A 12005-nucleotide genomic window follows, 5' to 3' on the forward strand; every position below is an offset into this window, starting at 1 on the left:
ACAAGTAGCGGAGCGGATTGGAGCGAATGACCCGACAAGTAGCGGAGTCTGGCAGCATGCATCAGATGTCCGCCGAGAAGTTGCACGTTCACCGGTACGGCCCCGATCGGGCGCCCCAACTGCTGCTCGTCCATGGGTTGACCGGGCACGGCCGGCGGTGGAAGACGCTGGCCGAACAGCACCTTCCGGGGGTGAGTGTGCTCGCCCCTGATCTGCTCGGGCACGGCCGTTCGTCGTGGGCCGCCCCGTGGACGCTCGACGCGAACGTCGAGGCGCTGGCGTCGCTGTTGGACGGCCCGACGCTGGTGGTCGGGCATTCGTTCGGCGGTGCGGTGGCGCTCAATCTCGCTGCCGCACATCCGGATCTGGTCAGCGGACTGGTGTTGCTGGATCCCGCGGTGGAGCTCGACGGCGAATGGATGCGTGAGATCGCCGATGCCATGTTGGCCTCACCCGACTATCCCGACCGTGCCGAGGCCCGCGCCGAGAAGGCCGATGGTTCGTGGGGCGAGGTGGATCCGGCTGAGTTGGACCGGGACCTCGACGAGCACCTGGTCGAGCTGCCCGGCGGTCGCTACGCGTGGCGGATCAGCATTCCGGCCATGTTGTCGTATTGGAGCGAGCTGGCCCGCCCGGTTGCCCTGCCGCGCAAGGGCACTCCCACGGTTCTGGTTCGCGCCACCCGCACCAGCCCGCCGTATGCGCGTGACGGTCTCATCAGTGCGCTGGGCGCGCACCTCGGTGCGGATTTCACGCTGCTGGATTGGGATTGCGACCATATGGTGGGCCAGGCCAAACCCGTCGAGACAGCCAAGTTGATCCTCGAGCAGTTGGGGTAAGCATGCCTGCCGTCACCGAGGAACAGGTGGAGACCGTGCGAGCGCTGGTCGCCGCGATTCCGTCGGGCCGGGTCAGCACCTACGGTGACATTGCTGATGCCGCAGGGCTTTCCAGCCCGCGGATCGTCGGTTGGATCATGCGGACCGATTCTTCGGACCTGCCCTGGCACCGGGTGATCCCAGCGTCGGGGCGGCCGGCCCCGCACCTGGCCACCCGGCAGTTGGAACGACTGCGCGCCGAGGGTGTGCTGGCCGCCGACGGGCGCGTGCGCCTCGGCGAGTACCGGCACCAGATCTGACCGCGGGAAACGTGAACTACAGGATCAGGCGGACCAGCGAAGCGGTGCGCGCCAGGCCCGGGAAGGCCGCCGCGGTGGACCGCGGATGCAGAGCATGCACGGCCAGTCGGAACATCAACGCCCGCAACAACATCTGCGGCCACTCCGGAAGCGACTGCCACCGCTCGATCAAGCCGTCGTCGGCGTCACCCCAGGACAACGCGTCGACCACCACCACGCCCGCCGCCCACGGCGCCGGGCGCCAATACGGGGTGATGTCGGTGATGCCCGGCGCCGCAGTCCCGGCGAAAAGCACTGTGCCGTAGAGATCGCCATGTACCAGTTGACTGGCGCTCCTGGTCGGTCTGCGCAGACCGGCCAACTGATTGATCAGCTCCACCGAACGTTGACCGTCCGATGAGCCGGGCGATACCCGGGCGCCGGGCGGCAACGAATGCAGCGGCCGGTCCTCCCAGGCGGCCCGGTCGGCGGCGATGAACACGTCGACGTCGGCCCATGGTGCGACCGGAGGCTGGGTGAGGAAGCGGGGCCGATCCAGCTTCGCCGTGGCCTCGTGCAATCGCACTGCCGCCGACACCACCTCGTCGTGACGGGGTTCGGGCGTGCCTGCGACGAAAGTATCGGCCCGCCACCCGGCGACCACGTATCGACCATCCGTCGAACGGACCGGGCGGGCCAGCCGCACCCCGTCGATGAACAGTGACTCGCGCACCTTGGCCGACCACGCCGCACGGGCGTGCTCGGGCACCATCGACATCACGACTTCGCCGCAGCGCCAGCCACCCTCCCAGCTTGAGCCGAGCGGTACCGGGCGCACCCCGGACAGGCCGAACGCCGCCAGCACATGTTCCGGCGGCCGTTCCACACTCACAGCCTCAGCCTAAGCTGTAGACCGGCAAACCAGCCGTCAGTACATCACCATGTCGGGCTCGAGTTGCTTGGCCCAAGCCACAATTCCACCCTGCAGATGCATCGCATCGGAAAAACCGGCCTTCTTCACGATGGCGAGCACCTCGGCCGAACGGATCCCGGTCTTGCAGTACAGCACCGGTGTCCGGTCCACCGCGAGCTTGGCCAACGCGTCACCCGACTCGAAAGATGGCTTGGGGATGAGTTCGGCGCCCTCGATGTGATTGATGTCCCACTCGACGGGTTCGCGGACATCGATCAGCGCCAACGGTTTCCCGGAGTCGATGAGTTCCTTGAGCTCGCCCGGGGTGATCGTGGAGTCGGCAGCGGCGGCCGCAGCTTCGTCGGAAACCACACCGCAGAACGCCTCGTAGTCGATCAGCTCGGTGATCTTCGGAGTGGCCGGATCCTTGCGGATCCGGATGGTCCGGTACGACATCTCCAGCGCGTCGTACACCATGAGCCGACCCAGCAACGGTTCACCGATGCCGGTGATGAGCTTGATGGCCTCGGTGCCCATCACCGACGCGATCGAGGCGCACAGGATGCCCAGCACCCCGCCTTCGGCGCAGGAGGGCACCATGCCCGGTGGCGGCGGCTCGGGATACAGGTCGCGGTAGTTGAGACCGAGACCGTCGGGCGCGTCCTCCCAGAACACCGACACTTGGCCCTCGAACCGGTAGATCGAGCCCCACACGTAGGGCTTGCCTGCCAACACCGCGGCGTCGTTGACCAGGTAGCGCGTGGCGAAGTTGTCGGTACCGTCCAGGATCAGGTCGTACTGGCTGAACAGCTCCACCGCATTGTCGGGCTCCAACCGGAACTCATGCAGGTTCACCGTCACCAGCGGGTTGATCTCCAGCACCGACTCCTTGGCGCTCTGCGCCTTGGACTTCCCGATGTCGGACTGTCCATGGATGATCTGGCGCTGCAGGTTGGACTCGTCGACCACGTCGAACTCGACGATGCCGATGGTGCCCACCCCCGCCGCGGCCAGGTACAGCAGCGTCGGCGAACCCAGCCCGCCGGCCCCGATCACCAGGACCTTGGCATTCTTCAGCCGCTTCTGCCCGATCACGCCGACGTCCGGAATGATCAGGTGCCGGCTGTAGCGCGTCACCTCTTCGCGGGTCAGCTCGGCGGCCGGCTCAACCAACGGCGGTAACGACACGTCCAAATTCGCGGACACCGTATGTCTCCTCAGATTTTGTGGTCAGTTCAGCGTCCCAGCTGCTCGTACCCACAACGGTAATCCGGTCCCGATACTTCCCGCCGCCGGGCCACCGAGACCGGCCACGGCGGCGCGTCAGGGCCCCGCCGGCACCGCGGCGGCATCCGGCCGCGGCCGGACCTGTCAAGCGATCGGATACGGCCAGGGATTGAACCGGCAGGTCAGGCCGTCGGCCTTGACGGTGCCGGGGTCGAACTTGGCGGCGTCGTCGTTCGAGGTGGAGAACGTCTGCTGCATCATGATCGGCGCCAGCTTGCCGTTGGCCTCACAGGCCTCGTGCCGCTGATAGCCGATGGCGTGACCAACCTCATGGTTGATGAGGTACTGCCGGTACGAGCCGATGTCGCCCTGGAACGGCACCGCGCCCCGGACCCAGCGGGCCTCGTTGACGAAGACTCTGGCTTGACTCCCGCCGTACGACGGGTTGTAGCACGACGACTCCAGCTCGATGTCGTACCCGCAGCCCTCTCGCACCGTCATGGGTGAGGTCAGCGACACCCGGAAGTCGGGGTCGACGCCGCTGTTCGCGTCCACCCGGGTGAACGCGAACAGCCCGTTGTGGGTCCAGCTCTTCGGATTGGCCAGGGTCGAGCTGACCATCTGGGCGAAACCTTCGTCGCCGCCGAAGGCAGTGGTGTCCACACCGTCCTCCACCTCGACGGTGTAGGTGAAGGACTTCGTGGTGCCTTCACCGATCTTGGGGGTGGTGCCCGGCACGATCCGCCAGGTCCGCGCCCCGGCCTGGGTGAACTGGCCGCCGGCGGGCAGGATCCCGGTCGGCAGGTTCGCGTCGAACTGGGTCAGCCCTTTGGGCGGCGCGCCGATGATCGACGTACTGGCCACGTCGATGGTGGGCGGGCCCTGCACCGGGCCGTCGTCCTCCTCGGCGGAATGCGGCGCGCTGGTGCCGGTGATGGTCTGGTAGATCACCACCACGGTCAACACGATCAACACCGGCAGCGCATACGCGCGCCACCCGTAGGTGGACACGAAGCGGCCGATCCACGTCTGCTTACGCCACTGCTGATGGTCGTCCCGATTCGATCGCGCTCGTCCTGAGTCCGCGGCAATCGGATCACGCTGAGCGCGTAGCGGCTCCCGCCACTCGTTGCGCAGCGCCGGGACACGGCCACCCCCGCGACGTCCCGGGTCGTAGGTCACGGGAACCAGAATGGCACAGACTCCTGTGTATCGGTTCTCAGCGCAGCTATGCCGTGACCGCGCTGGTGTCATTTCGAAACCCACGCCCGTTTCTGCGGTGACCGCGCGACGAAACTGGAGCGCCACGGTAGTAGTGTCGGTGCGATCAGCGGCTCGGATGATCATGTCCAAGTGCGCCAGAGCAATACAGATTGAGGACCTGATGAGCGATCTCGCCAACACCGCCGAGAGGAGAGGTGACAAGCCCGCGACCGCTGGTCGACGCGGCAACCGCCTGCCTCGTGACGAGCGGCGCGGACAGCTGTTGGCGGCCGCCAGCGAGGTATTCGTCGAACGCGGCTACCACGCGGCGGGCATGGACGAGATCGCCGAACGCGCAGGTGTCAGCAAGCCCGTTCTGTATCAACACTTTTCGTCGAAGCTCGAGCTCTACCTGGCGGTGCTGCAACGCCATGTCGACAATCTGGTGTCCGGGGTGCGCCAGGCCCTGCGCACCACGACCGACAACCGGCAGCGGTTGCGTGCGGCCGTCGAGGCGTTCTTCGACTTCATCGAGCACGACAGCCAGGGCTACCGGCTGATCTTCGAGAATGACTATGTCAGCGAACCGCAGGTGGCGGCGCAGGTGAAGGTGGCCACCGAGGCCTGTACCGATGCGGTGTTCGATCTGATCAGCCGCGATTCGGGACTCGAGGCCCACCGAGCCAGGATGATCGCGGTCGGATTGGTGGCGATCAGCGTCGACTCGGCGCGTTACTGGCTGACCAACGACCGGCCGATCGACCGGAATACCGCCGTGGACGGCACGGTGCAGTTCGCCTGGGGCGGACTGTCACACGTGCCACTCACGCGGTCGTAGATCTTCAGGCGGTTTCGGCTCCCACGCCGAAGCCGACCCGGCGCACATCGGCGGCGCCGATCTCCACATAGGCGATCCGGCTGGTCTGCACCAGGAAACGCCGCCCCTTCTCGTCAGTCAGCGCCAGCACACCCGAATCCGTACCGAGCGCGTCGGTGACCTGCTGCTCCACCTCGGTGGGTGTCTGCGCGCTGTTGAAGGTCAGCTCGCGCGGGCTGTCCGTGACACCGATTTTGACCTCCACGCTGGACCCTTCTTTCTTTTCTCGCGTCGTGTGTCGACTTCCCTGAGCAGGCTAATGGACGGCCGGAGCCCGCCGCCGCCAGCGGGTGCTCGCCGAGCTACGCCGTGCGCGAAACGCAGATACCGAACCGAGTCCGGACCGTGACCGACACGCCTGAAGCTCGACCTCATCTGTCACTTCTGCCTCGATAGCATCAGGGCCGATATTGGACGAGACGACTGGGGCAGCCGCATGACCAGGCACTATTCGCCGTACGACACCGCCGCGACCGAGCGCTTCGGGGACCACTCGTATGAGCCGAGCGGGTACTCCGGCCACACCCCCGACTACCAGACCGACTACTCGACGGGCCGCTACGGCGCCGACGCCGAGGCGGACTACGGCTACGACGCCGACTACGACGACGAGGTCACCTTCTACGAAGAGCCCATCGACCGGCGCTGGATCTGGGTGGCCGCCGTGGCCGGCGCGATCCTGCTGATCGCGGTCATCTGCACCGTGGTGATCCTCGGCGGCGGAGACAGCGGCTCCGTGTCGGCCACCGTGACCTCGGCGCAACCGACCCAGACCGCCGCGCCGACCCAGGACGCCACGTCGAAGCCGGTTCCGCCGCGCGCCGCGCCGACCGCCCCGTTGTCACCCGAGACCGTCACCACGGTGACGCCGACACCCAGCGCCACCGCGACACCCGCGCCCGTACCGCCGCCTGCGGCCGCACCGCCGGCAGCGGTGGCCACCCCGAACGCCATCACCTACCGGGTGACCGGCAACCGGCAGCTCATCGACCTGGTGACGATCGTCTACACCGACGCGCAGGGCGCGCTGCAGACCGACATCAACGTCGCGCTGCCGTGGGCCAAGACCGTGGTGCTCAACCCCGGCGTGACACTCAAATCCGTGACCGCGACCAGTGTCGCCGGTCAGCTCAACTGCTCCATCACCGACGCGTCGGGCAACGTCCTCGTCGCACAGGCCAACAACACCATGATCACCACCTGCACGCAGTAGCGACCGAATCAACAAGCGCGGACTGGGTCTGGCGGCCTTACGCCAGGCCCAGTTCCTGCATCCGGGACTGGTGGGTGTTCTGCAGCCGGCCGAAGAACTCGGCCAACTGCGTCAGCCCCTCGCCGCTGGACATCACGAGATCGACGAGCTCGTCGTGATCGGCCAGCACGAACTGGGCTTGGGTGACGGCCTCTCCGAGCAGTCGACGCGCCCACAGCGCCAGCCGATGACGCTGACGATCGCTGGCTGTCACCGCGGCCCGAACCTCGGCGACGACGAACTGCGAATGCCCCGTCTCGGCCAGCACCGCGCGCACCACCGTCGCCACCGACTCCGGCAAGGCGTCGGCGATCTCGAGGTAGAAGTCCGCGGCGAGCGCATCGCCGATATAGGTCTTGACCAACGCCTCCAGCCACGTGCTCGGAGTGGTCATCCGGTGGTAGTTCTCCAAGGCGGACGCATACTTCGTCATCGCCGAGACAACGTCAACTCCCCTGCGCTCCAAGGCATCTCGCAGCAGCTCGTAATGGCCCATCTCAGCAGCGGCCATGCTCGCCATGTTGATCCGGCCACGCAGGTTCGGCGCCATGCGCGCTTCCTCGGTGAGCCGGTAGAACGCCGCGACCTCGCCGTAGGCCAGCACCGCGAACAACTCGTTGACCCCGGGATGATCCGCCGGCACGCCCGAATCGACCGGTTTGGCGATCTGTTCCGCGGCAGGCTGAGGCGAATTCATGACGCCAACTCTAGACGCCGCCAGGCAACCCTGATGGGCTGGCAAATCGGCCCAGATAGCGCGACCAGCTACAATGGCATGTGGTAACGGCTTCGAGCCGACATTTTGAGCACCCGAACCGCTACCAGGAAATGTGCGTGCACGCAGTTGGCCCGCCCTGTGGAGCTGGGCCCAACGGATCGGCAGCGCCGAGGATACGAACCTTGTCCGGGCGAACCCGACCGTTTCACCGTCAGACTCCGTGTGCGCTGGATGCCCATGAGGTTTGACAGTGAAAGGCCACCTCTACCAACCATGACGCATGTAAACAAAACATTTGCCGAGCTCGGCGTCCGCGACGAAATTGTCCGCGCACTCAGCGAGAACGGCATCCAGCACCCCTTTGCCATCCAAGAACTGACCCTGCCGCTGGCGCTGGCCGGCGACGACCTGATCGGCCAGGCCCGTACCGGGATGGGCAAGACCTACGCGTTCGGTATCCCGCTGCTGCACCGGATCTCCTCGGACGAGACCCGCCCGCTCAACGGCACCCCCCGGGCCCTGATCGTGGTGCCCACCCGCGAGCTGTGCCTGCAGGTTTACGACGACCTCGCCGGCGCCGCCAAGCATCTGACCACCGGCGATCGCAAATTCGCCGTGACCTCGATCTACGGCGGCCGTCCCTATGAACCCCAGATCGAAGCGCTGCGCAAGGGCGTCGACGTCGTCGTCGGCACCCCGGGCCGGCTGCTCGACCTGGCCCAGCAAGGGCACCTGCAGCTGGGCGGACTGTCCGTGCTGGTGCTCGACGAAGCCGACGAGATGCTCGACTTGGGCTTCCTGCCCGACATCGAGCGGATCCTCCGGCTCACCCCCGACGACCGTCAGTCGATGCTGTTCTCGGCCACCATGCCGGACCCGATCATCACGCTGGCCCGCACGTTCATGAACCAGCCGACCCACATCCGGGCCGAGGCCCCGCATTCGGCTGCCACTCACGACACCACCGAGCAGTTCGCCTACCGGGCCCACGCCCTGGACAAGTCGGAGCTGGTGAGCCGGATCCTGCAGGCCGACGGCCGCGGCGCCACGATGATCTTCACCCGCACCAAGCGCACCGCGCAGAAGGTGTCCGACGAACTCGCCGAACGCGGGTTCAAAGTCGACGCCGTGCACGGTGACCTGGGCCAGGGCGCCCGGGAGAAAGCGCTCAAGTCGTTCCGCACCGGTGCCGTGGACGTGCTCGTGGCCACGGATGTGGCCGCACGCGGTATCGACATCGACGACGTCACTCACGTCATCAATTACCAGTGCCCCGAAGACGAGCAGGCCTACGTGCACCGCATCGGCCGCACCGGGCGCGCCGGCAAGACCGGTGTCGCGATCACCCTGGTCGACTGGGACGAACTGGCCCGCTGGGAGACGATCGACAAGGCGCTGAACCTGGGCTACCCCGAGCCCGCCGAGACCTATTCCAGCTCCCCGCACGTCTACGAGGAGCTGGGGATCCCGAGCGACGCCACCGGGCGCATCGGCGAACCGCGCAAGGCCACCGCCAAGCGCAGCCCCGACGAGAAGCGCATCTCCTCGACAGACTCCGCGGATCGGCCCGCCAGGGCCAAGACCCGCACCCGTCGGCGGACCCGCGGTGGCCAGTCGGCCACCGGGCATCCCGGGGGCACCGCGGCTCCGGCGCAAGACAGCGCCGAGGCCGCACCGGCGGCCGAGTCCGAGGCCACCGCGGGCGACGCGTCGAGCTCCGGCCGTCGCCGCCGCCGGCGCCGTCCGCGTAAGACCGAGACCGCTACTGCCGGCTGACCGGCGAACGCCGAAGACCTGACGGCACCAGTCCATGGTCAAACCCGAACGCCGCACCCGCGGCGACATGGCGGCCGCCGCGGCAATCGTCGCCATCGTCGCACTGGCAGCCGGCCTGATCTGGTGGACCAGTGATGCCCGGGCCACCATCAGCAGGCCCGCCGCCGCACCGGTTCCGTACCTCACCCCGGCCAGTGAGGTGCCGGCCGGTCTACAGCAGCTGTGGACCACCGAAAGCCCGAAGACCACCGAACCCGTGCTCGCGGGCGGGTCGGTGGTGACGGGCCACGGATCCACCATCGAGGGCCGAGATCCGGTCACCGGGGCAGTGCTGTGGAGCTACGCGCGCGACCTCGAACTGTGCGGCGTGACTTCGGTGTACCAGCACGCCGTCGCGGTGTATCCGGATGTTCGCGGCTGCGGACAGGTCAGCACCGTCGACGGCAAGACCGGCCGCCGCGGACCGGCCCGCACCGCGTACGCCGACCCCGAGGTCCGGCTGTCGACCGACGGCTCGACGGTGCTCTCGGCCGGGGACAGCCGCCTGGAGCTGTGGCGCTCGGACATGGTGCGGATGCTGTCCTACGGCGCCCTGGATGCCCGGATCAAGCCCGATGTACCGGCCTCACCGGTGTGCCGCCAACTGTCGGCGGCGGCGAGTTCCTCGGCCGTGTCGGTGCTGGAATCGTGTCCGAAGAGCAAGTTCATCCGGCTCACGCTGCTTCGCCCGGCCGACGAAGAAGACACCCCCGACGTGCGCTACGTCGAGCTGCAGGACATCACCGACGAGGCCGGCGCCAAGGTGATCGCGGTGTCAGGCACCACGACCGCGGTGTACCTGCCCACCCCGCGGCCGATGGTGAACGTCATCGACGAGACGGGCAAGACCCTGGCCAGCCTGCCGCTGGCCGAACCGGCCGCACCGCAGTCGACCACCACCCGCACCGGGGACGTGATCAGCTGGTGGACCGGGGACTCGGTTCTGGTCTTCAGCACCACCGGGACCGCCGGCCTCCAGTACAAGTTCACCGTGACGCCCACAGTGGACGAGTCCGGACCTCATCTGCCCGTCGGGCCCGCCACGGTGATGGCCGGACAGCTCCTGGTTCCGGTCAACGACGGTTACGACGTCTTCGATCAGCAGACCGGTACCGGACAGCGCCACATCGCGCTGCCCCGCACACCCAGCGTGTCGCCGGTGGTCCCGGCGGCCGCCGGAGACACCCTGCTAGAGCAGCGCGGCACCGAATTGGTGGCCCTCGGTGCGGCGTGACGCCGACTCAGCCGATGTCGATCACGATCACGGTGGTGTTGTCGCTACCGCCGGCATCATTGGCCACCTGAACCAGCCGCTGCGCCGCGACCTCGGGCTCAGCATCGGCGGCCGCGACGGCGATGTCCGCATCCTCGGCGCCGGCGAACAAGCCGTCACTGCTGATCAACAAGCGGTCGCCGGGACGGCAATCCAGATCGAACAAATCCGGCCGGATGACCGGGCCGATACCCAACGCCCTCGTAAGCAGGTGGCGGTGCGGGTGGAAACGGGCTTCCTCCCGGGTGATCTCACCGACACGCACCAGTTCCCCGGAGACGCTGTGATCATCGGTGAGCTGACACATGACACCGTCGCGGATCCGGTTCAGCGGCGAATCCCCGATGTTGATGGCCATGGGGCCACCCTGCTCGTCGCCGAACATCGCGACCACCGTCAGCGTGGCGCCCGAACTCGTCCCCGAAGCGCTGACGTGTGCGAAGACCTGCTCGTTGGCTCGCTGTACCGCACCGACAAGCCCGTCGCGGTCAGGCTCCGCGGCGAATCCCGCGGCCAGCACCTCCACCGCGATCCGGCTGGCGTGTTCACCGCCGGGCCCGAAACCGTCGGCAATCGCATACAGGATGCCGTCGGCGAGGTACGAATCCTGGTTGGTCTGCCGCACCGGCCCCTGATCGGTGGCCGTCGCGGACCGTAACACCGAAGCCATCCAGATCGTCCTCTCGTCGCCCCGGCGACCCCCTGCCACCGGAGAAGATTGAGCGAGCGCCGCGGGCCATCAACGAGGGCCTCACGCCTCGGCCAGGTCGAGTGGCGTCTAGACCACCTCTGGCGTGAACGTCGGAAGCTTCTTGCCCGACTTCCAATGTTTGAGCAACGCCTGGGCCAACTCACGGTAGGCCAGGCCCCCTTTGCTCTTACGGCCGGCCAACACCGACGATCCCGAGGCACTGGCCTCGGCGAAGCGGACTGTGCGCGGGATCGGCGGGGCCAACACGGGCAGCTCGTACCGGTCGGCGACATCCAGCAGCACGTCGCGACTGTGGGTGGTGCGCGAATCGTAGAGCGTGGGCAGCGCGCCCAGCAGCGCCAGCTCGGGATTGGTGATCTGCTGAACATCGGCGATCGTGCGCAGGAACTGGCCCACGCCGCGGTGCGCCAGGGTTTCGCACTGCAACGGCACGATCACTTCGTTCGCGGCGGTCAGACCGTTGAGCGTCAACACGCCCAACGACGGCGGACAGTCGATGATCACCACGTCGAAGTCGTCGGAAACCTTGGCCAGGGCCCGCTTGAGCGCGTACTCGCGCCCCGCCCGCATCAACAGCATGGCCTCGGAGCCCGCCAGGTCGATGTTGGCCGGCAGCAGCGACATCCCCTCGGCCGTCTCGACCAGGGCCGCCCCCGGCTCGACATCGCCGAGCAACACCTCGTGCACGGACACCGGCAACTTGTCCGGGTCATGTCCCAATGAAAACGTCAGACAGCCTTGCGGATCCAGGTCGACCAGCAGGACCCGTCGTCCCTGCTCGGACATCGCCGCTCCCAGCGACGCCACCGTCGTCGTCTTGGCTACCCCACCCTTTTGATTGGCGACCGCTAATACTCGCGTCACACCTTCATCCAAGCACGCTCTCGGCGGCATTGCC

The 12005-nt window shown here is 67.4% G+C and carries 13 protein-coding genes; 6 read left to right on the forward strand and 7 right to left on the reverse strand.

Annotation, left to right across the window (positions count from 1 at the left end; translation table 11 throughout):
• Window positions 1-65 precede the first annotated feature (65 nt).
• On the forward strand, window positions 66-839 hold the full coding sequence (locus BKG60_RS29345) for an alpha/beta hydrolase (protein ID WP_070187363.1): 774 nt from the start codon (window positions 66-68) through the stop codon (window positions 837-839).
• Window positions 840-841: 2 nt separating this feature from the next.
• A complete protein-coding gene (locus BKG60_RS29350; RefSeq protein WP_075910326.1) occupies window positions 842-1138 on the forward strand; it encodes an MGMT family protein in 297 nt (98 codons plus the stop codon).
• Window positions 1139-1154: 16 nt separating this feature from the next.
• On the opposite strand, the gene BKG60_RS29355 is transcribed toward BKG60_RS29350, so the two are convergent.
• The 3 genes from BKG60_RS29355 to BKG60_RS29365 all read right to left on the reverse strand — a co-directional run bounded on the left by BKG60_RS29355 (window position 1155) and on the right by BKG60_RS29365 (window position 4439).
• Window positions 1155-2009, reverse strand: a complete 855-nt coding sequence (locus BKG60_RS29355; RefSeq protein WP_070187179.1) for a TIGR02569 family protein — start codon at window positions 2007-2009, stop codon at window positions 1155-1157.
• 36 nt (window positions 2010-2045) lie between these two features.
• Entirely contained in the window at window positions 2046-3224 is a 1179-nt protein-coding gene (moeZ, locus tag BKG60_RS29360) for an adenylyltransferase/sulfurtransferase MoeZ (protein ID WP_110765063.1), read from the reverse strand.
• Between the two features lie 177 nt (window positions 3225-3401).
• Window positions 3402-4439 (reverse strand): DUF3152 domain-containing protein, encoded by a 1038-nt coding sequence (locus BKG60_RS29365; protein ID WP_070187180.1) that lies wholly within the window; start codon window positions 4437-4439, stop codon window positions 3402-3404.
• Window positions 4440-4641: 202 nt separating this feature from the next.
• Between BKG60_RS29365 and fasR the strand changes: the two genes are divergently transcribed.
• Window positions 4642-5298 carry an HTH-type transcriptional activator FasR gene (gene fasR / locus BKG60_RS29370; RefSeq protein WP_036440029.1) on the forward strand — a complete coding sequence of 219 codons (657 nt, stop codon included), beginning with the start codon at window positions 4642-4644 and terminating at the stop codon, window positions 5296-5298.
• 4 nt (window positions 5299-5302) lie between these two features.
• On the opposite strand, the gene BKG60_RS29375 is transcribed toward fasR, so the two are convergent.
• Window positions 5303-5542 (reverse strand): DUF3107 domain-containing protein, encoded by a 240-nt coding sequence (locus tag BKG60_RS29375; protein WP_070187181.1) that lies wholly within the window; start codon window positions 5540-5542, stop codon window positions 5303-5305.
• A 231-nt stretch (window positions 5543-5773) separates the two neighbouring features.
• Here BKG60_RS29375 and BKG60_RS29380 point away from each other — a divergent pair, with 231 nt between their 5' ends.
• Window positions 5774-6550, forward strand: coding sequence for a hypothetical protein (locus BKG60_RS29380; RefSeq protein ID WP_070187182.1), 777 nt, complete (start codon window positions 5774-5776; stop codon window positions 6548-6550).
• Between the two features lie 37 nt (window positions 6551-6587).
• Here BKG60_RS29380 and BKG60_RS29385 read toward each other — a convergent pair whose 3' ends face one another.
• The gene (locus BKG60_RS29385; RefSeq protein ID WP_070187183.1) at window positions 6588-7286 is read right to left on the reverse strand and encodes a ferritin-like fold-containing protein; all 699 of its coding nucleotides are present in this window, start codon (window positions 7284-7286) and stop codon (window positions 6588-6590) included.
• 294 nt (window positions 7287-7580) lie between these two features.
• Here BKG60_RS29385 and BKG60_RS29390 point away from each other — a divergent pair, with 294 nt between their 5' ends.
• Window positions 7581-9083 carry a DEAD/DEAH box helicase gene (locus BKG60_RS29390; protein WP_075910327.1) on the forward strand — a complete coding sequence of 501 codons (1503 nt, stop codon included), beginning with the start codon at window positions 7581-7583 and terminating at the stop codon, window positions 9081-9083.
• Between the two features lie 34 nt (window positions 9084-9117).
• Window positions 9118-10356 carry an Rv3212 family protein gene (locus BKG60_RS29395; RefSeq protein ID WP_075910328.1) on the forward strand — a complete coding sequence of 413 codons (1239 nt, stop codon included), beginning with the start codon at window positions 9118-9120 and terminating at the stop codon, window positions 10354-10356.
• 7 nt (window positions 10357-10363) lie between these two features.
• Here the strand turns inward: BKG60_RS29395 and BKG60_RS29400 are convergent, their stop codons facing one another.
• A complete protein-coding gene (locus BKG60_RS29400) occupies window positions 10364-11065 on the reverse strand; it encodes a PP2C family protein-serine/threonine phosphatase (protein WP_075910329.1) in 702 nt (233 codons plus the stop codon).
• Window positions 11066-11173: 108 nt separating this feature from the next.
• A complete protein-coding gene (locus tag BKG60_RS29405; protein ID WP_070187187.1) occupies window positions 11174-12001 on the reverse strand; it encodes a ParA family protein in 828 nt (275 codons plus the stop codon).
• Window positions 12002-12005: the final 4 nt, after the last annotated feature.

Source organism: Mycobacterium syngnathidarum (genome assembly GCF_001942625.1).
GTDB lineage: Bacteria > Actinomycetota > Actinomycetes > Mycobacteriales > Mycobacteriaceae > Mycobacterium > Mycobacterium syngnathidarum.